The sequence below is a fragment of the Hyphomicrobium sp. CS1GBMeth3 genome, assembly GCF_900117455.1.
Taxonomy (GTDB): domain Bacteria; phylum Pseudomonadota; class Alphaproteobacteria; order Rhizobiales; family Hyphomicrobiaceae; genus Hyphomicrobium_C.
In genome coordinates this window covers 2,045,384-2,062,275 of record NZ_FPHO01000003.1, presented here as the reverse complement: position 1 = coordinate 2,062,275, position 16,892 = coordinate 2,045,384, and the positions used below count along the sequence as shown (strand labels likewise).

At 62.0% G+C, this 16,892-nt stretch carries 19 protein-coding genes and 1 tRNA gene; 9 read left to right on the top strand and 11 right to left on the bottom strand.

Annotated elements, in window-relative coordinates; translation table 11 throughout:
* Window positions 1-218: 218 nt before the first annotated feature.
* Entirely contained in the window at window positions 219-1,241 is a 1,023-nt protein-coding gene (locus tag CS1GBM3_RS17080) for a sulfate ABC transporter substrate-binding protein (RefSeq protein ID WP_072396749.1), read from the bottom strand.
* Between the two features lie 662 nt (window positions 1,242-1,903).
* Between CS1GBM3_RS17080 and CS1GBM3_RS17075 the strand changes: the two genes are divergently transcribed.
* Together CS1GBM3_RS17075 and CS1GBM3_RS17070 are read left to right on the top strand one after the other, a co-directional pair.
* A complete protein-coding gene (locus CS1GBM3_RS17075; RefSeq protein WP_072396748.1) occupies window positions 1,904-2,107 on the top strand; it encodes a hypothetical protein in 204 nt (67 codons plus the stop codon).
* A gap of 170 nt (window positions 2,108-2,277) precedes the next feature.
* Window positions 2,278-3,276, top strand: coding sequence for a sulfate ABC transporter substrate-binding protein (locus CS1GBM3_RS17070; RefSeq protein WP_072396747.1), 999 nt, complete (start codon window positions 2,278-2,280; stop codon window positions 3,274-3,276).
* Between the two features lie 186 nt (window positions 3,277-3,462).
* Here the strand turns inward: CS1GBM3_RS17070 and CS1GBM3_RS17065 are convergent, their stop codons facing one another.
* The 3 genes from CS1GBM3_RS17065 to CS1GBM3_RS17055 form a co-directional block, all read right to left on the bottom strand.
* Window positions 3,463-4,248, bottom strand: coding sequence for a molybdopterin-dependent oxidoreductase (locus CS1GBM3_RS17065; protein ID WP_072396746.1), 786 nt, complete (start codon window positions 4,246-4,248; stop codon window positions 3,463-3,465).
* Window positions 4,245-5,111 (bottom strand): cytochrome b/b6 domain-containing protein, encoded by an 867-nt coding sequence (locus CS1GBM3_RS17060; protein WP_072396745.1) that lies wholly within the window; start codon window positions 5,109-5,111, stop codon window positions 4,245-4,247. Before CS1GBM3_RS17060 ends, CS1GBM3_RS17065 begins: the two co-directional genes overlap by 4 nt.
* A gap of 70 nt (window positions 5,112-5,181) precedes the next feature.
* On the bottom strand, window positions 5,182-5,460 hold the full coding sequence (locus CS1GBM3_RS17055) for a pentapeptide MXKDX repeat protein (RefSeq protein ID WP_072396744.1): 279 nt from the start codon (window positions 5,458-5,460) through the stop codon (window positions 5,182-5,184).
* A gap of 165 nt (window positions 5,461-5,625) precedes the next feature.
* Here CS1GBM3_RS17055 and CS1GBM3_RS17050 point away from each other — a divergent pair, with 165 nt between their 5' ends.
* Window positions 5,626-6,171, top strand: a complete 546-nt coding sequence (locus CS1GBM3_RS17050; protein WP_072396743.1) for a sigma-70 family RNA polymerase sigma factor — start codon at window positions 5,626-5,628, stop codon at window positions 6,169-6,171.
* Complete coding sequence (locus CS1GBM3_RS17045) at window positions 6,168-6,806, top strand: NrsF family protein (RefSeq protein WP_072396742.1); 639 nt, start codon at window positions 6,168-6,170, stop codon at window positions 6,804-6,806. The genes CS1GBM3_RS17050 and CS1GBM3_RS17045 overlap by 4 nt, the downstream gene beginning before the upstream one ends.
* A gap of 173 nt (window positions 6,807-6,979) precedes the next feature.
* Here the strand turns inward: CS1GBM3_RS17045 and CS1GBM3_RS17040 are convergent.
* From CS1GBM3_RS17040 to CS1GBM3_RS17030, 3 genes are all read right to left on the bottom strand, one after another.
* Window positions 6,980-7,066: transfer RNA gene (locus CS1GBM3_RS17040), tRNA-Leu, on the bottom strand.
* A 63-nt stretch (window positions 7,067-7,129) separates the two neighbouring features.
* Complete coding sequence (locus CS1GBM3_RS17035; protein ID WP_072396741.1) at window positions 7,130-7,885, bottom strand: ceramidase domain-containing protein; 756 nt, start codon at window positions 7,883-7,885, stop codon at window positions 7,130-7,132.
* 47 nt (window positions 7,886-7,932) lie between these two features.
* Window positions 7,933-8,484, bottom strand: a complete 552-nt coding sequence (locus CS1GBM3_RS17030; RefSeq protein WP_072396740.1) for a thioredoxin family protein — start codon at window positions 8,482-8,484, stop codon at window positions 7,933-7,935.
* Window positions 8,485-8,744: 260 nt separating this feature from the next.
* Here CS1GBM3_RS17030 and CS1GBM3_RS17025 point away from each other — a divergent pair, with 260 nt between their 5' ends.
* Window positions 8,745-10,934, top strand: a complete 2,190-nt coding sequence (locus CS1GBM3_RS17025; protein ID WP_072397618.1) for a putative bifunctional diguanylate cyclase/phosphodiesterase — start codon at window positions 8,745-8,747, stop codon at window positions 10,932-10,934.
* Between the two features lie 45 nt (window positions 10,935-10,979).
* Here the strand turns inward: CS1GBM3_RS17025 and CS1GBM3_RS17020 are convergent, their stop codons facing one another.
* Complete coding sequence (locus CS1GBM3_RS17020; RefSeq protein WP_072396739.1) at window positions 10,980-11,804, bottom strand: alpha/beta fold hydrolase; 825 nt, start codon at window positions 11,802-11,804, stop codon at window positions 10,980-10,982.
* Window positions 11,805-11,996: 192 nt separating this feature from the next.
* Between CS1GBM3_RS17020 and CS1GBM3_RS17015 the strand changes: the two genes are divergently transcribed.
* The 3 genes from CS1GBM3_RS17015 (at window position 11,997) to CS1GBM3_RS17005 (ending at window position 14,008) form a co-directional block, all read left to right on the top strand.
* The gene (locus CS1GBM3_RS17015; RefSeq protein WP_072396737.1) at window positions 11,997-12,458 is read left to right on the top strand and encodes a MarR family winged helix-turn-helix transcriptional regulator; all 462 of its coding nucleotides are present in this window, start codon (window positions 11,997-11,999) and stop codon (window positions 12,456-12,458) included.
* Window positions 12,459-12,586: 128 nt separating this feature from the next.
* Complete coding sequence (locus tag CS1GBM3_RS17010; RefSeq protein WP_072396735.1) at window positions 12,587-13,051, top strand: DUF2852 domain-containing protein; 465 nt, start codon at window positions 12,587-12,589, stop codon at window positions 13,049-13,051.
* Window positions 13,052-13,213: 162 nt separating this feature from the next.
* Window positions 13,214-14,008 carry an ATP-binding protein gene (locus CS1GBM3_RS17005; protein ID WP_072396733.1) on the top strand — a complete coding sequence of 265 codons (795 nt, stop codon included), beginning with the start codon at window positions 13,214-13,216 and terminating at the stop codon, window positions 14,006-14,008.
* Here CS1GBM3_RS17005 and CS1GBM3_RS17000 read toward each other — a convergent pair.
* Complete coding sequence (locus CS1GBM3_RS17000; protein ID WP_083567709.1) at window positions 14,005-14,841, bottom strand: pentapeptide repeat-containing protein; 837 nt, start codon at window positions 14,839-14,841, stop codon at window positions 14,005-14,007. The two genes, CS1GBM3_RS17005 and CS1GBM3_RS17000, sit on opposite strands and share 4 nt — an antisense overlap.
* Window positions 14,842-15,080: 239 nt before the next feature.
* On the opposite strand from CS1GBM3_RS17000, the gene CS1GBM3_RS16995 reads away from it, so the two are divergent.
* Window positions 15,081-15,656 carry an SAM-dependent methyltransferase gene (locus CS1GBM3_RS16995; protein ID WP_072396732.1) on the top strand — a complete coding sequence of 192 codons (576 nt, stop codon included), beginning with the start codon at window positions 15,081-15,083 and terminating at the stop codon, window positions 15,654-15,656.
* Window positions 15,657-15,677: 21 nt separating this feature from the next.
* Here the strand turns inward: CS1GBM3_RS16995 and CS1GBM3_RS16990 are convergent, their stop codons facing one another.
* Both CS1GBM3_RS16990 and CS1GBM3_RS16985 read right to left on the bottom strand, forming a co-directional pair.
* Window positions 15,678-16,391, bottom strand: coding sequence for a protein-L-isoaspartate(D-aspartate) O-methyltransferase (locus tag CS1GBM3_RS16990; protein ID WP_139247957.1), 714 nt, complete (start codon window positions 16,389-16,391; stop codon window positions 15,678-15,680).
* Window positions 16,392-16,481: 90 nt separating this feature from the next.
* Window positions 16,482-16,790, bottom strand: coding sequence for a hypothetical protein (locus tag CS1GBM3_RS16985; RefSeq protein ID WP_072396730.1), 309 nt, complete (start codon window positions 16,788-16,790; stop codon window positions 16,482-16,484).
* Window positions 16,791-16,892 lie beyond the last annotated feature (102 nt).

Here is a 16,892-nt window from a genome sequence, read left to right as displayed (position 1 = left end):
GCCGGGCGAAGCTGCGCTTTTGCGATCAGCCCAGAAAATGCCGCAAGAAACATTGCGGAGAGTGCCGCGGCGGCAAAACCTGTCTCAAGCAGTGCGCGGGCCATGGCACAGGGTTCCAATTCAACAAAGGAAAGTTGCTGCGGTTCGTTGCTCGGGCGGGAGCCGCCTCTGCTCCCCAGGAGACTTGGGAGCCGGAGGCGGCGAGCCCTGAGCGGACGTCAGCTCTTCTTGTCGTAGATCTGATCGAAGATGCCACCATCGCTGAAGTGGACCTCAGTGGCTTTCGTCCAGCCGCCGAACACGTCGTCGATCGTGAACAGCTCGACCGGCGTGAACTGATCCTTGTACTTCTCAGCAAACTTCGGATTGCGCGGACGATAGTAATGCTTGCCCGCAATATCCTGGGCCTCGTCGGTGTAGAGATAGGCCAAATAGGCCTCGGCAAGTTTGCGCGTCCCTTTCTTGTCGACAACCTTGTCAACAACCGACACAGACGGCTCGGCGAGAATGGAGACCGATGGCGTCACAATGTCGAATTTGTCGGGACCGAGCTCCTTAGTGGCCAGGAACGCCTCGTTCTCCCAGGAAATAAAAACGTCGCCGATGCCCCGCTCCGTGAAGGTCGTGGTTGACCCGCGGGCGCCAGAGTCGAGGACCTTGGTGTTCTTGTAGATCTTGCTCACCAGCTCCTTCGCGGTCTCCTCGCTGCCGCCAGGCTGCTTCAGCGCATAACCCCAAGCGGCGAGATAATTCCAACGCGCACCGCCCGAGGTCTTCGGGTTCGGTGTCACCACCTCGACCCCGTCCTTGGCCAGATCGTTCCAATCCTTGATACGTTTGGGATTGCCCTTGCGAACGAGGAAAACAATCGTCGACGTGTAAGGAGCCGCGTTGTCCGGCAGGCGCTTCTGCCAATCGGCCGGGATCAGGTTGCCCTTGATGGCAAGCTGATTGACATCGCCCGCGAGCGCGAGCGTCACGACGTCGGCCGCGAGGCCGTCGATAACCGCGCGGGCCTGCTTGCCCGAGCCACCGTGCGATTGCTTAATGGTCAGCTCCTCGCCGCCCTGCGCCTTCCAGTGTTTGATGAAGGCCGCGTTGTACTCCTGGTAGAATTCGCGGGTGGGATCATACGAAACGTTTAGAAGCTCGGCGGCGTTGGTCGCCCCGGAAATACCGGCGAAACCGGCGGAAAGGCCGATCGCGAGCGCGGTTCGGCGCGTGATATGAGCAAACGACATGGAAAGTTCCTCTTTAGGATCGAACTGATGTCGATAGCTAAGCGGGCTATTCGACTACGCTGAACCAAGAAGAACTGCTGAGCTTATGAGCGGTCCTGCCGGAGATATCAGCCGGCCGCCGTCCACGGCATCAGTTCCTTCCGTGGTCGACATCTGCAGTGCGCAATTGCGCGTTCCGCTTCAAACGCGAAAAAATACTCCGCTGCGAAAATTCCGCGTCGCAATGCCCTCACACGAGCCTGCAGCAGACGCTGAGTTTGGTCAGTCGTCTCCTCTCGCACGCGGGCCCGAAATCACAGAGAACCGCCTCTCATATATTGGCGCTAATGCAGCTTTGGTTGAATGCTTCGCATATCTTGTTATTTGCCCCTGCTGCCCAATCCAGCGTTTGATGCACGCGCGGGTCTCCTGTTCCCGCCGCGGTGATTTCGATGTCGACTTGCGCCGCGTCATCAAACGCTAAGGAGCTACCAATGACGTTCACCTATTTTGGGCCGAGAGCCTTCGATCGAGCCGCTCCAATGACTGTGTCCGCCTCGTCCATCTCGCTTCGGTGTTGTTGCTGATCGGACTGATCGCACCAGGGCATTGAATGCCCGTCACTGAAACCCAAATCACCCTCTGCGAGTTGAGCCCGCCGGAAAGGCGGAAAAGGACACATCATGTCAGACGCATACATCATCGAAGTCGCGGACGAGACCGCGGGTATCGTGGTTCGGCAGAACAGCGAGAAGAGCTATCGTTTCCACGCCTCCCTGCCCCGCTATTATCCTCTCGACGGCAAGATCTTCGACGCACCGCGAGATGCCGAGCGCGCGGCCCTGGCGCAATTCGGGCGTGGGCGGCAGAAGGCCAAGGCTGCCTAGCACATAAGACGAGTCTTCATCTCTTATAGGTCACGACCGCGCATTGCACTTGCTTCACTCCCTGGACCACGGCAGTTACCGGCCGGCGGTTCCGCCTTCGGCCGGCTCGCCACCCGCGAGCCGGCCTCTTTTCCGACCAACAGCGTCGACCGCACAAGAAGGGAACCTCTATGTCGACTTTTGGCAAATTCGCTTTCGCTCTGGGGCTCGCCGCCTTCGCGCCGATGACAGCGCACGCCGCCGAGACCTCTATCCTCAACGCCTCCTATGACGTCTCGCGCGAGCTCTATAAGGAGATCAATCCGGCCTTCGTCGCGCATTGGAAGAAAGAGAAAGGCGCGGATGTCACGGTCAACCAGTCACACGGGGCTTCCACCAAGCAGGCGCAGGCGGTGGTCAACGGCCTCGCAGCGGATGTCGTAACGCTCAACCAAGCCACCGACCTCGACTACCTCGCCAGCAAGAACGTCGTTGACAAGGACTGGAAGTCCAAGTTCCCGCATGACTCGGCGCCCTACACGACGACCAGCGTGTTCATCGTGCGCCAGGGCAACCCCAAGGGCATCAAGGACTGGAGCGACCTCGTAAAGTCGGGCGTCTCCGTCGTCATTCCCAATCCGAAGACCTCCGGTAATGGCCGCTACACGTATCTCGCCGCCTGGGGCTATGCGCTCGAGACCGAGAAGAACGAAGAGAAAGCGCGCGAGTTCGTCACCAAGCTGTTCGCCAACGTGCCGGTGTTCGATGGTGGCGGCCGCGGCGCGACCACAACGTTCACGCAGCGTGACGTCGGCGACGTGCTGGTGACGTTCGAGAACGAAGTTGCCCTGCTCAACACCGAGTTCGGCGATAAGTTCGACGTCGTCTATCCGACGCTCAGCATAGAGGCCGCGCCGCCGGTCGGCCTCAACAATATCGTCACCGCAAAGCGCGGCACGGCCGAGATCGCAAAGGGATATCTGGATTTTCTGTTCTCGCCGGAAGCGCAGCGCATCATCGCCAAGCATGGCTTCCGTCCGCGCGACGAAGTCGTGTTCGCCGAGGCGAAGCTTCCGGCCATCAAGACCTTCAAGGTCGAGGAGCTGATCGGTCCGTGGGCCGACACGCAGAAGAAGCATTTCGCGGATGGCGGCGTCTACGATCAAATTTCCGCAACGAAGAGCAACTGAGATTAATCGTTGCCTCCGCTGATGACCCGGCCCCCATCCCGTGGGGCCGGGCTCGGCGGACGAACCGACGTGGCGATCCAACAAAGAAGAACCGCGTTGCTTGTTCGGTGGATGTTGTGACCCATCGGACCTGTCTAAATCAGAGCGCTTTGCGTCGCACTGCGGATCTTTTCGCCGCTCAAGCCCTTAGATGCCGGCGAACCAGTCGTAGCCCCGATCCTCCCAGAAGCCGCCCTTGCCGCGCCCGAAGTGGGAGAAACTTTCCACGAGTTCGATGGTGTGAACGTACTTGGGTTGCTTGTAGCCGAGCGCCCGCTCGATGCGCACGCGGATCGGTGCGCCGTTGGCGACCGGAAGGGGCCCGTCGTTAAGCCCGTAGGCCAGAATCGTCTGGGGATGGCGCGCGTCGATGAGATCGCAGCTCTCATAGTAGAGATCGCCGTCCGGGCTGCCGTAGCGGTCGTAGCAATGGAAAACCACGAAGCGGGCGGCTGGCTTCATGCCGGCTTCATCGAGAAGGTGCGATAGCGGCGCACCAGTCCATTTGGCTATGCAGCTCCAGCCTTCCACGCAGTCGTGCCGCGTGATCTGCGTACGCGACGGCATATTGTGCAGCTCGCCAAGCCGATACTCGCGTTGGCGCTCTACGAGCCCGGTGACGCGAAGTCGGTACTCGGCAAAGTCGTTAGCCCGAAGCGCAGCGTACTCTTTCGACTGCGGGTCGCGCGAGCCGTTCGGCCGTTGCCCTTGGCGGATATCGCTTTCCTCGTATTCGGGTGCCAAGGCGCCGTCTCGGATCAGAAGTCTCTGTGCGTGATAGGTAAGGTCATTGGCCTTCGCCAGGACTGACCGCACAGTGCTGTCGTTCCGACCCAGGAAATCAAACTGATCGCAACCCGCCACGACCAGCGAGGAAGCTCCGACGGTTCCGAGCCGGAGCAGCTTGCGGCGGCTCATGAGAAGCTCGCTCATGACGCTTCTCCTTCCGCACCTTTTGCGCTTTCGTCGATTGTGTCGGGGCTGGTGCGGTACCAGCCGGTTATCATGGAGCGCAACTCGTTGAAGGGACCGGCGAGAAGCACCATCGCGATGTGCACGATGAGGAAGAGAACCATCAGCGCCACGGCTACGAAGTGTAGCGTGCGCGCGGTCTGCCGCCCGCCGAAGACATCTAGCAGCCATGGGAACCCAGCGTTCATTCCCGGACTCATCGAAAGACCGGTCAAAACGACGAGCGGAAAGAGACCAAAGAGCACCGCTCCGTAGCTGAGTTTCTGCAGCGCGCCGTAACTACTGCGGTGGTTCAGACGCAGGCGCAGGTGATCAACGATGTCGCCGGGGAGGTCGGCGAGGTCCTTGCGGGTCGGAACAATATCGCGCCGCAGATGGCCATTGATGGCGCTCGCTATCAACCACACAAGCAGCGTCGCAACGAATATCCATGCAAAAAAGAAATGCACAACGCGACCGGTCGCGAGATCGCGATACGATGGGATGGTCACGGCTGAGGGAAAGCCGCGATACTGCGGCGCGTCGGCGCTTCCGCTCACCCCAAGCACGCCTGTCGTGTTGAAGTCGCGACCAAAAATGCGCGTGCGCCCTTCCGGACCATTGGGTGTTTCCACGGCACCGATCCGCAGCACAGCGTTGTCATACGCAAATCCACTCTCGTTGCCGATGTAGAGCGTCGGATGCGCGTTGAAGATCTGCAGACCCGAGAAAAGCAGAAACAGCCAGCAGGCTGCCCACGTCCAATGCGCGAGGCGCGTCACGGCATTCTGTCTATAGACGAGCGGTCCCGGGTGACGTTGTGCGCCGTGGTTTGACCGTGTCATGGCAGCCTCGCTGAACGTCGGCGCCCCGCGGGCTGTCCGGGAGGGAATGCAGCGCCGCGGGGCGGCGCTATTACTTCTTGTCCGTTGCCATTGAATCCGTGGACATGCTGTCGGAGCCCATGGTGTCCTTGGACATCTCGTCCTTCGACATCGTGCCCTCCTCCGTGGTGTCGGACTTCATGGTGTCCTTATCCATGCTATCGGTCTTCATGGCATCGGATCCCATGCTGTCCTGTTTCATGGTGTCGTCAGACTTGCCCATGCTGTCCTCGGCATGGGCCGTGCCAGCCGTGGCGAGAGCGCTGGAGACGGCAAAGGCGAGAAAGATCTTGCGGATCGAGGGGGTCATGACTTACCTGCGAGTTGGACGTGACCACCCGGACCTCATGGCCGGCGCGCACGCCATGACCCGTAGTTCGCAGCCGGCTCACCCCGGGTTACATGCGGACAGAAATATCGGGCCGCTGGCGCCGCAGCCCCGTAACCTTTTCTGCCGGAGAGCGAATATCCTCTCATGAGCGATTTGCCGGCATTGGAAGACAGGCTCCGTTCGCTCATGCTGGCCTCGTTGGCCGGCGACGCGGCCGCCTACCGCGATCTGCTCGGCCAACTCTCGGAGCACCTCGGCCGCTACTACCGCAGGCGCCTTCGGGACGACCTGTCGCCTCACGTCGACGATCTGGTGCAGGAGACGCTCTTGGCCGTGCATACGCGCCGCATGACCTACGACCCCAAACGGGCCTTCACCGCATGGGCGTATGCGATTGCGCGCTATAAGCTGATCGACCTGATGCGTCGGTCGCGGAGAATGAGCCACGTGCCGATCGACGACGTCGCAGACTTCATCGCTGACGATAGCCTGGCCGCGCCTGCCGCAGATCTCGCGGCTGCATTGGACACTCTGCCGGAAAGGACCAGAGGGCTGATCCGGCGCGTCAAGATCGAAGGACGGTCGGTCGCCGAGGTCGCCGCATCGACGGGCATGTCGGAATCGGCAGTCAAGGTCGCGGTGCATCGCGGGCTGAAGTCATTGCTCGGCCGCTTCGGAGGAAAGCAATGACGAACGATTTGATCGCACGCTTGGCAGACGATCTGCACCCCGTTCCGACGAACGCGGTGCAAAGGCGGCTCGGGCTCACCGCCCTGTCGGGCCTTGCACTCACAACGATCATGATGATTTCGTGGCTCGGCATTCGACCCGACTTGGCCGCAGCAGTTACGACGGCAAACTTCTGGGTCAAGTTTGGCTACACGCTGGCGTTGGGGATCCTTGGCGCCTGGGCGGTGTCACGGGTGGCGCGGCCCGGCGAGACCGGACGCACGGCGCTTGGTCTGGTGCCTCCAGTCCTGCTGGCGCTAATGATTGCTGCCGGCATCAATTACGCAACGGCACCGCTTGAAGAGCGACGGGCACTCGTCATGGGCTCGTCTGCGCTCGTATGTCCGTTCTATATCCTGGCTCTATCGGTTCCGCTGCTCGTAGGGTGCCTCGCCTTCCTGCGTCGCATGGCGCCGACCAACTTGCCGCTAGCTGGCCTCGCGGGCGGTCTCATGGCCGGCGCACTCGGCGCGTGGATCTACTCGTTTCACTGTACGGAGTCCGGACTGCCATTCCTCACGCTTTGGTACAGCCTAGGGATTTTCACGGCGGCTGCCACCGGCGCGTTGGCCGGACGCTGGGCTTTGCGCTGGTGATTATCTGAGGGTCAGGATCTCCGGCGCGGACGTTTGGGAACGATAACGACGCACCGTGCAGCAGCCGGTGTCGAGTTTAGCGCTCAACAAGGATCTGAAGCGCCATCTCAACGCTCGCTCGACGCGACCGGGCTCGCACCTGCCCGAGGTTGCGGATCAATTGTTCATGCCGGTGGTGCGGACGGTGGGACTCGAACCCACACGACGTTGCCGTCTCAGGATTTTAAGTCCTGTGTGTCTACCAATTCCACCACGTCCGCAAGATCGAGGCTGTCGGGCTGCCGAACTGCCGGGCGCCTTTATGCGCTGCGGCGGGCGCCGGCTCAAGATGCGCTTGGCTCAGGCGCGCCGCTCTCCCCGGTTAATTGCCGCGGCGCACCATGGCGGATCGCCGCCCGAAGCAGGATGTAGAGCGTCAGCCCGTTCAGGATGTGCCACAGGAAATGCGTGCCGCAAACGCGGTGCGCGATGCGGGTCAGGTCACACCATTCAATGTCAAGCGTACGGAACGTCATCGAGACCAGGAACACGCCGGAAGCCAGCACCAGAAGGCGACCGGCCGGATGCCGCAAGGCGACCAGCGCGAAACCGGTGCCGATCAGCGCGACAAATGCCGGCGCATAGGCGACGGTGCCGTTCATGCAGCGGGCGCCCCTCAGCGCCGTGATCGGAAGCAGCTTACCGTAATCGCACTGCACCGAGCCGGCATAGCGGAACGATACAAAGAAGGCCGCTAAGCCAATTGCGACCAGAACCCAGTTGAAACCGAGGAAGCGACGCAGGGCGAAGGCGACGTATGCCAGCATGAACAGCGCGATCGGGATGGTGTCGGCCAGGGAGGCCCACCGCGTTGCGTAAGTGTGAAACAGGAAACTGCCGATGCCGATCACGAACGTCAGCGCGATCAAAAACGCCGCTGCAATGGAACGACGACCGGCTGGCTCTGCCAGGTAGAGCGCGGCGGCGACCAGTGCGGCGATCAGAAACGCTGCATTGCTCACCGCATTCAGGGGCTCTGCCCAGAAGGCGGGATCCTGGCCACGCTCGCAATAGAAAAACAGTTTTTCGCTGAGATTCATGAGGCGGGCTGTCGGTCCGAAAGGCGTAGAGGTCCAGCAGACGGAACTCAGTTCTCGGCGCGGCGATGGGGCTCTGGCGCCCGGGTCGCTGCTTGGCTGGCCGCCTTCTGCATCAACGTGCGCAGCTCGGTCGGATCGTCGAGGTCGATGGTGTGCGGGTATTGCGTGTCCTTGCCCACGGCGTCTTTCATCACGTCGCCCTCGGCCGTGTAGAAGATCGTGCGTGGCACGTACGTGCCGTCGGGCGAGAAGGCGCCGTTGGCATCCGGATGCTTGTCCACATCGACCAGGATCATGACGAAGTTTTTTGACGCAGCGACAACGCCGGGATCCTTCCAAACCGCGCGGTAGCGGCGACACGATCCGCACCATGAGGCGTGAAAGAGCATGACGACAGGCTGGCCGGTGCGGCTCGCCTCCTGGATTCCGGGGCCGACGTCGCGCCAGGCGATCTCGCCTCCGTTCCATTGCTCGGCCATGTTCGGCTGCTGAGCCGCCACGGAGCGCTGGCCCGCAGCGACAGAGACAAGGAGCGAGAGGGTCGCCGCCACAAGAGTAAAGTGTGCTCGCGGGTTACGAAAAACGGACGGGGTCGGCATCAGCTTTGCTCCTCGATTGCGGGGATCTTTTCCCGCGTTCCGTTAAGCGGCGCAAGCCGGGAATCCGCAGTCCGAAGCACGGAGCTGTGCCAACGCCGGCCGCTCGTTAGCTCCGAATTTACCTCAGACGGCACGGCTTTCTTAACAATAGAGCCCGTATGTTCAATCCCGTGTTTCAATTTCCGGACAAATCCGCCGTGCCTGCGTCTCAAGCGTCCGATTCAGCCGCGGCCGTTGGTGCGGCCGCTACCAATTATCCCATGCGCACGCTTGCAATCGGCAGCGTGCTCACGGTGGTGTCGGCTGCCGTGCTCGTGCTGGGGGTCGCGCTCTGGTCTGCGATAGAGGCCGACAACGTCGCCAAGAACCGGCTTTTCCAGATCGTCGGCTATGCCGTCAAGACGAGTGCGGAGAAGATTTCCTACGATCAGGAGAGCGTCGCCTACTGGGATGACGCGGTCACGAATACGCGGGATCCCATTAACGAGGAGTGGGTGGACGTCAATCTCGGCGTGTGGATGCACGACTACTTCAAGCACGATCGTGTCGCGCTGCTCGACGCGGTGAACCGGCCTCGTTACGCTATGGTCGATGGTAAAAAGGGACCTCTTGATACCTGGACTTCCTCCGAGGTCATCACCCGGCTGGCCACGCAAGTCAGAGATCGCATCGCTACCGGCGCGCTCACCGCCTACGAAGCGGGCAAGATGCGCATCCCACGCGCTCAGGATACGGGCTTCGTCGAAGGACGGCCTGCCGTCGTCAGCGTCATGGTGCTCGTTCCTCACTCTGACGCAGTTGTCCAGGAACGCGGAACCGAGCGCCTGATCGCGAGCGTCCGCTTTCTCGACAGCAGCTTCCTTCAAGATCTCGCCCAGGCCTATCTTCTCGATGGCGTGCGATTCTCGCGCTCTGGAAAAATCACGACGCTGGAGCAATCCTATCCGCTCAAGACCGAGGCTGGCGAAATTCTAGGCAGCTTCGTTTGGGTTCCCGACCTACCGGGCCGAGGCATTCTTGCAAAAGTGCTGCCGGTGATGGCAGCAGGCCTCGCCGGCATCGGGCTGGCCATTTGGTTCCTGATCCGACGCTTGGGCCGCGCCTACACCGAACTCATGTCGAGCGAGGCGCAGGCCAAGCATCTCGCGTTCCATGACACGCTGACAGGACTCGCGAACCGCGCCTATTTCAACGAGCGTCTCGAAATGGCGCTCGCCGAGATTCGCAATGGCGGCGGACAGCTGGCGCTGATGTTCCTCGATCTCGATCGGTTCAAGCAGGTCAACGATTCTCTCGGGCATGCGGCTGGCGATGCCCTCATCCGCGACTTGGCGGCAAAGCTCAAGAGCAACCTGCGCCCCGGCGACACGTTGGCGCGCATCGGCGGCGATGAGTTCGCCATCGTGATGCGCGACATGCACGGGCGACACGAGGTAGAAGCGCTGTGCCGCAACATTGTCGCCGCCGCGACGGCACCGTTCGATGTGCTCGGTGGACAGGCGCGCGTCGGCATCAGCATCGGCGTCGCCGTGGCGCCGGGCGCCGGGCTCGACCGCAGCGAGCTTGCGCGCAAAGCCGACATCGCGCTTTACCAGGCGAAGCGGAATGGCGGCCTCGGTTTCGAATTCTTCTCCGATGACATGAGCCACGCCGTGCAACAGCGCCGCGAGCTCGAGACGGCCCTTGGCCGGGCCCTCGCTTCTGGCTCCGAGCTCGACGTGGTGTTCCAACCGCTTTTCTGCGCAGACCGCCTCACGGTGACCGGAGTCGAGGCTCTGCTTCGCTGGTATCATCCGCGGATGGGCTCGATCTCGCCTTATACTTTCATCAGCATCGCCGAGGACTGCGGCCTGATCAATCCACTCGGAGACTTCGTGCTCAGACGCGCGTGCACCGCCGCTCGCGCGTGGGAGCTCGACAGGGTCTCCGTCAATGTGTCGCCCATCCAGCTCCGGCAAGCTGATTTCGCCGAGCGCGTTCTCCTCGTTCTCGACGACGTCGGCATGCCGCCGGATCAGCTCGAAATCGAGATCACGGAAAGCTCGCTGATCGGCTGCTCGGACATCTCGACGCGCAACCTTACTACGCTCCGGAACGCGGGCGTGAAGCTCGCGCTCGACGACTTCGGAACCGGCTATTCCTCGTTAAGCTACCTGATGCGGCTCGAAGTGGATCGGATCAAGATCGATCGATCGTTCGTGCACGCGATCGGCGAGTCGGCGCAGTCCAACTCGATTATCCAGGCCATCGTGACGATGGCGCATGCCGTCGGCGTTTCGGTCACTGCCGAGGGCGTTGAAACACGGCAACAGCAGGAGTTCCTGATTGCCGTCGGATGCGACGACCTGCAGGGCCACCTCTTGTCTCATCCGGTATCGGCGCTCAGAATGGTCGAGCTGCTCGCCACCAAGAGAAACGCTCAGAAATCTTCTGATATAGAAGCGGCCTAACACGCCGCCGGCCGCTTTTCGCGACCGGCGGACGATCGTGCGTGGTTAGCTCCTGGCAAACGCGAGAAGATCGGCGTTGAGCTGATCTTTATGCGTATCGGTGATGCCGTGCGGCGCGCCAGGATACACTTTGAGCTCGGCATGCTTCACGATCTTGGCCGACGCGAGGCCCGCGGCGCCGATTGGCACGATCTGGTCGTCGTCGCCGTGCACGATCAGCGTCGGCACGTCGAACTTCTTGAGATCCCCCCGGAAGTCGGTCTCCGAGAATGCCTTGATGCTGTCGTAGGTGCTCTTGTGACCGCCCTGCATGCCCTGACGCCAGAAGCTGTCGATCGAACCCTGAGAGACCTTCGCGCCCGGCCGGTTGAAGCCAAAGAACGGGCCGGAGGCGATGTCTTTGTAGAGCTGCGATCGATCGGCGATCGAGCCGGCGCGGATGCCGTCGAACACCTCGATTGGCAGACCGTCGGAATTGTCAGCGGTTTTCACCATGAGCGGCGGAACGGCGGATACGAGCGCCACCTTGGCTACGCGCGACGTTCCATGGCGCGCGATGTAGCGCGTCACCTCGCCGCCGCCGGTCGAGAAGCCGATAAGAATGACATCGCGCAGGTCGAGCTTCTCTATCAGCTGCGCCAGGTCGTCGGCGTAGTGATCCATGTCGTTGCCGTCCCAGGGCTGGCTCGAGCGACCGTGGCCGCGCCGGTCATGGGCGATGGTGCGGAAGCCGTTGCTCGCGAGATGGAGCATCTGGCTTTCCCAGCTGTCCGAGTTCAACGGCCAACCATGGCTGAACACGACGGGCTGCCCCTTGCCCCAGTCCTTGTAATAGATCTCGACGCCATCTCGGGTGGTGAACGTAGCCATGACCGGTCTCCTTACGCTGCTTCTGCGGACCGGCTGGTCCGCTTTGTTCCAAGCCGCGAGGCCCTGTTGGGACATCGCTATTCGATTTAATTTCTGCTCGATTTAATCGCGCACGATCTAATTACGCACTGAGGCTTCCATTGTCAAGCGCTTGCGATTAAATCGCGCGCGATTTATATATGGGGACAATGAATGGAGGAGGCCCGAACCATGCCCGCGGACACCCTAAAGCTCAACAACGCCTTGTGTTTTTCGATCTACTCGGCGAACCATGCCATCACGCGCGCCTACAAGCCGCTGTTGGACAAACATGGCCTCACCTACCCACAGTACCTCGTGATGATCGTGCTTTGGGATCGCGACGGGCGCACAGTGGGCAGCATCGGCGACGAGTTGTTCCTCGAATCCAGCACGCTCACCCCGCTGCTCAAGCGGCTGGAGGCGGCTGGTTATGTGCGGCGCGCCCGCGACCCGGACGACGAGCGGCAAGTTTGCGTTTTTCTGACCAAGAAAGGCGAGGAGTTGCGTGCCAAGCTCGCGGATGTTCCCCGGCACATGCTGAAGGCGTTCGGTTGCGGTCGGGACGACGTCGAGCGGCTCAACGCCGAGATCAACGCCGTGCGCAATAACGTGATGGCGGTAGAAAAAGCGTAGGCGCGGGGCGCCGAGGCCGTCGGCACCCTTGTCTACTTCACAAAACCAGCCATCTCCCCTCTTGACGAAAGATCTGTTCTGTCCCACCTATGTTAATGTGATAAACATTCACATGAGGACCAAGGCGCATGCATGACATGGTTCTGAAGCTCGACGAGTTGGGCCGGCCGGCATGGCTCGGCCTCATGGTGCTCAGCTTCATCGTCTTTTGGCCGCTGGGACTGGCCGTCCTGGCATTTTTGCTCTGGAGTGGACGTATGGGACATGGATGGGGACGCGGTTGGAGTTGCAGCTCGCACGGTGAGCGTGGCCGCTGGCAGCGACGCTTCGCCGAAAAGTGGGAACAGCGCGGTGGCGATGCCTGGCGCGGCAGTTTTCCGCCTTCCGGCAACCGGGCTTTTGACGAATATCGCGAGGCGACTCTGAAGCGCCTCGAGGATGAGCAGCGTGAGTTTCGCGAGTTTCTGGAGCGGCTTCGCCTTGCCAAGGATCGTGAGGAGTTCGACCAGTTCATGGCTGACCGGAAGACCCGGCCCGAAGGCCCCACGCCCGATGGCCCGCAGGACGGTCCTGCGCCGCAACCGCAGACCTGAGTCTGACCTTCATCCTATATATGACAGAGCCGGCCCCCGCGGGGCCGGCTTTTTGTTGCGTGCGCATGGCCGCGCGCCGGCAGTGCGCAAGTAACGATTTCTCATTCCGCTCGCGCTAGACATTGAGCATTGGCGGATTTTTCCCGTCACGGAGATTCACCGATGCCCGCCCGCTACGGGGTTGCAGGCTGCATCCTCGTTGTTCTCGGCTTGGTTTCTCTCGCCCTCCTCGCGGGCGAGGGTGCCTTCGACGTCGCCCGCACCATCGGTCCCTATGTACTGCTGGCTCTGGTTGCGGGCATCTATCTGGCAGGCGAATCGCGCAGCGCGCTTCGTGCGATCTCTTTTCTGTTTCGTCGCGCTATCGTCGGATCAGTCGAAGCCAAAAAGCAGAGCGGTGCAGATGGTCCGGCAGGAGGCCTCGACGACCAGATCGTGAGGCTCGGCAACGTGCTGAAGTTCGCGCGCGCCATTCCTGTCGTCGATCGGTTCGAGACCGTCGACATTCCCGCCCTCGTCACCGACGTGATTGCGGGCAAGACCTACGCCCGCCTGTGCCTGAGCAGCTCGCCGACGCGTCCGATCTTCACGCTTGCAAGCCGCGAGGCGTTGACGCGTGCGCTCGAAATTCTGATCGAGAATGCGCTCATGAGCGGCGCGGCGCGCGCGGTTCTTTCTTGCGATTCCGGCACGTCGGCGCTCGTCGTGCACGTGGACGACGACGGTCCCGGCGTTCCCAAATCTGTGCGCGCGGAGGTGCTCGAGTGGCGCTACCACATGGCGACGCCACCTGCGTGCCACGCCCCATGCTTGGCCGATGTCGTCATTGCCAGGCAGATCGCACGGGCGCATAGGGGAGACGTGGTCATAGGATGCTCGCCGCTCGGCGGGGCACGCTTCACGCTACGTCTGCCGCTGGTCGCCGACAACACGCTCGAGCTGGCCAAAGCGTCCTAGTGTTTAAAGGCTTTGTCGAAATTCACAGCGCGGTCGAGGCCACTGACGCTCGCGAGCCCTTTTACGCCGGCCAAGTTGGCGCCATCGAAATCAGCGCCGGCGACATCGGCTCCTGTCAGATCGGCACCGGAAAAGTCCACCTTCGACAGATCGGCTTCGATCAGACGCGCGCCCCTGAGATCCGCGCCTACCATGCTCGAGAACATAAGCACGCTGCGCGTCAGGTCGGCGTCGCGCAGGATCGCTCCCGAGAAGTCGCACGACTTCAGCACGTTGCGCGGCAGCGTGACAAGAGTGCCCTGGCCGGGACGGGCCTCGAGCGGACTGAAATCCGCACGCGTCAAGTTGGCACCGCGAAAGTCGGCGCCAGAAAGGTCTGCCTGCACGCGGATGCCCGTCAAATTTGCGCCCGCAAAGCGCGGCGCATCAGCGTAGCTGTTGTGCATGTCTGAATAGACCGTGGGGCGGAAGATCGTGGCGCCACTGAGATCTGCCCCCGAGAGATCTGCCTTGATCAGAACCGCGCGGTCCAGCCGCGCTTGCGACAGGTCGGCGCCCTTGAGATCGGCCGCCGTAAAATCGACGCCGTAGAGGTCGGAGCGGGCCATCCGTGCCTGCTTGAAATCGAGACCCGACAGGTCGAGGTAGGTCAAGTCGCGCCCGGCGTAATTCAACCGCTCTCCCGGTTTGGCGTTGAAGAGCTGCTGCGTGATCTCGCGAGCCGTGAAGTCGGCCTCGGGCGAGACGTTCTCGTCGGCGGCCAACGCCATCGTCGCTGCCGCAACGAGCGCCAGCGCGCACGCCATCATCCGCCTCAGGAGACAAGCCGCCATGATCTGCATTCTCCGCCGCGACCCGCCAGCCGCAGCTTCAATTAACAAATAATTCCCGGTTCGAGCGGTTCCGGCAAGTCGGCTATTGGAACGACGCTCGGTTTCGGCGCGCTTAGGGACAGAAAGCCGTCTCATGCCCTTCCGGAAGGCCTCTTAGGGGGTTGCCCGATACACAGCTCCGCCGGAGCATGGGAAAGGCACCGGATAAACGAAAAAGAATAGTCACGGGAGATGCCCCCATGCGCATTTCTGCGCCCGCGTCGCAGGGGACGCGCGGCTGGATTCCTTTTGCGGCCCTGGTCCTCGCCTGCCTTACGACGACCGCCAGAGCTCAGGATCTCGACGTGCCCTACTTTCCGACGCCGCAGCCGGCCGTCGAGAAGATGCTCGAGATGGCCGGGCTCACGGGTGATGACATCCTGATCGACCTCGGATCCGGCGATGGACGCATTCCGATCACGGCCGCCAAGCTCTACGGTGCCCGCGCCCTTGGCGTCGACCTCGATGCGGCGCGTGTGCAGCAGGCCAACGAAAATGCCAAACAGGAACGCCTCACCAACAAAGTGACGTTTCGCGAGCAAGACCTGTTCGAGACCGATCTCGGCGAGGCGACCGTGATCACGATGTTCCTGCTCGGCTCGGTCAACCTGAAACTCAAGCCGCGGCTGCAGGCGCTCAAGCCCGGCACGCGCATCCTTTCGTACGGCTGGAGCATGGGCGACTGGGAGCCGGTGCGCAGCGAGTTGGTCGACGGCAAGCCGATCTATATGTGGGTCGTGGGGGTGACCGCCAAACGCGCGACGCCTGCGCCATAAATGCGAGGAGCCCTGCGGGTACTACTTCTCGCGTGTCAACGGCACGAAGCGCACGGGCACGACAGCCGTGCTCGTCGTGGTGCCGTCCCGCTTCTTCTCGACGACCATCAAGTCCTGCACGAGATCACCGACCGGGATCACGAGGCGCCCGCCGGGCTTCAGCTGGTCGATCAGCTCAGGTGGGATGTGGTCCGGGGCCGCGGTCACCATGATGCCATCGAACGGCGCGTACTCCGGCCACCCCTGATAGCCGTCTCCGATCTTCGTCGTCACGTTGTCGAAGCCTTCGCGTTTCAACGCCGCGGCGGCCGTCTCGCCGAGCGCGCGAACGATCTCGATCGAATAGACGTCACGTGCGAGCTTGGCGAGAACCGCGGCCTGGTACCCCGAGCCGGTGCCGACCTCTAGAATCCTATCCGACGGCCTGACGCGCAGAAGCTCGGTCATCATGGCGACGATGAAGGGCTGTGAGATCGTCTGCCCATGGCCGACAGGGAGAGGGCGGTTTCTATAGGCAGCGTCGCGCTGATCGGCGGGCACGAATGCGTGACGCGGCACGGTCTCCATGGCCGCGAGCACCTCCGGGCTGAACTGCGCGACGCCGGTCTCGCGCGCCACCGTCGCCGCCATGGTCTTGATTTCCTCGACCATCTGGCGTCGCGCATCGACGAACTCGGACGACAGCGCGGACACCGAGAGGCCGAGCAAAGCTATGGCCGAGATTAGCGCTCGCATGGTGGTTGCGCCCCACTGCCTGCGTCAGGGGGAACATAGGACGCTCGAACGCGGAAATCGATACGCGTCGCCGCCTGCGCGGCTTGAAGCTCAGGACTTCTCGTCGTCAGTCTCGGCGAGACCGATGGAAATCGCCTTTTCTTTCGCGTCCCGAAGCGCGGCCGACAGCATCGCATGATCCCTGGCGAGGCGCGCGGACGCCTCGGGGTCCGGGATCGAGTCGATCAGGACGCGTATGCGCCGGTGGCTGGTTTCCAGCGTCTGGATCAATTGCGCGACCGTTTCGATGAGGCGCTGCGTGGCCTGTTCGATCGAGTCAGCATCCGATGCCCGCTCATCGGGTTTGCCGTGCCCCGAGGTAAAGGGGTCGCGCGGCTGCAGCTTGATGATCTTGCCCATGACATGACATCCGCGGCGCGCTTCCCGCATGAAGCGCTCATCAAGCTAACGTCCCCGGATGCGATTTATTCAGCCTGATCTCCGCGCTTGCTAAACAAAATG

What these genes read in the sequence shown, in the direction of transcription:
- CS1GBM3_RS17080 (WP_072396749.1), bottom strand. Translation starts at nt 1,241, where the DNA reads ATGTCGTTTGCTCATATCACGCGCCGAACCGCGCTCGCGATCGGCCTT.
- CS1GBM3_RS17025 (WP_072397618.1), top strand. Translation starts at nt 8,745, where the DNA reads ATGCGCACGCTTGCAATCGGCAGCGTGCTCACGGTGGTGTCGGCTGCC.
- CS1GBM3_RS17065 (WP_072396746.1), bottom strand. Translation starts at nt 4,248, where the DNA reads ATGAGCGAGCTTCTCATGAGCCGCCGCAAGCTGCTCCGGCTCGGAACC.
- CS1GBM3_RS17035 (WP_072396741.1), bottom strand. Translation starts at nt 7,885, where the DNA reads ATGAATCTCAGCGAAAAACTGTTTTTCTATTGCGAGCGTGGCCAGGAT.
- CS1GBM3_RS17010 (WP_072396735.1), top strand. Translation starts at nt 12,587, where the DNA reads ATGCATGACATGGTTCTGAAGCTCGACGAGTTGGGCCGGCCGGCATGG.
- CS1GBM3_RS17030 (WP_072396740.1), bottom strand. Translation starts at nt 8,484, where the DNA reads ATGCCGACCCCGTCCGTTTTTCGTAACCCGCGAGCACACTTTACTCTT.
- CS1GBM3_RS17050 (WP_072396743.1), top strand. Translation starts at nt 5,626, where the DNA reads ATGAGCGATTTGCCGGCATTGGAAGACAGGCTCCGTTCGCTCATGCTG.
- CS1GBM3_RS16995 (WP_072396732.1), top strand. Translation starts at nt 15,081, where the DNA reads ATGCGCATTTCTGCGCCCGCGTCGCAGGGGACGCGCGGCTGGATTCCT.
- CS1GBM3_RS17055 (WP_072396744.1), bottom strand. Translation starts at nt 5,460, where the DNA reads ATGACCCCCTCGATCCGCAAGATCTTTCTCGCCTTTGCCGTCTCCAGC.
- CS1GBM3_RS16985 (WP_072396730.1), bottom strand. Translation starts at nt 16,790, where the DNA reads ATGGGCAAGATCATCAAGCTGCAGCCGCGCGACCCCTTTACCTCGGGG.
- CS1GBM3_RS17015 (WP_072396737.1), top strand. Translation starts at nt 11,997, where the DNA reads ATGGAGGAGGCCCGAACCATGCCCGCGGACACCCTAAAGCTCAACAAC.
- CS1GBM3_RS17005 (WP_072396733.1), top strand. Translation starts at nt 13,214, where the DNA reads ATGCCCGCCCGCTACGGGGTTGCAGGCTGCATCCTCGTTGTTCTCGGC.
- CS1GBM3_RS16990 (WP_139247957.1), bottom strand. Translation starts at nt 16,391, where the DNA reads ATGCGAGCGCTAATCTCGGCCATAGCTTTGCTCGGCCTCTCGGTGTCC.
- CS1GBM3_RS17020 (WP_072396739.1), bottom strand. Translation starts at nt 11,804, where the DNA reads ATGGCTACGTTCACCACCCGAGATGGCGTCGAGATCTATTACAAGGAC.
- CS1GBM3_RS17075 (WP_072396748.1), top strand. Translation starts at nt 1,904, where the DNA reads ATGTCAGACGCATACATCATCGAAGTCGCGGACGAGACCGCGGGTATC.
- CS1GBM3_RS17060 (WP_072396745.1), bottom strand. Translation starts at nt 5,111, where the DNA reads ATGACACGGTCAAACCACGGCGCACAACGTCACCCGGGACCGCTCGTC.
- CS1GBM3_RS17070 (WP_072396747.1), top strand. Translation starts at nt 2,278, where the DNA reads ATGTCGACTTTTGGCAAATTCGCTTTCGCTCTGGGGCTCGCCGCCTTC.
- CS1GBM3_RS17045 (WP_072396742.1), top strand. Translation starts at nt 6,168, where the DNA reads ATGACGAACGATTTGATCGCACGCTTGGCAGACGATCTGCACCCCGTT.
- CS1GBM3_RS17000 (WP_083567709.1), bottom strand. Translation starts at nt 14,841, where the DNA reads ATGGCGGCTTGTCTCCTGAGGCGGATGATGGCGTGCGCGCTGGCGCTC.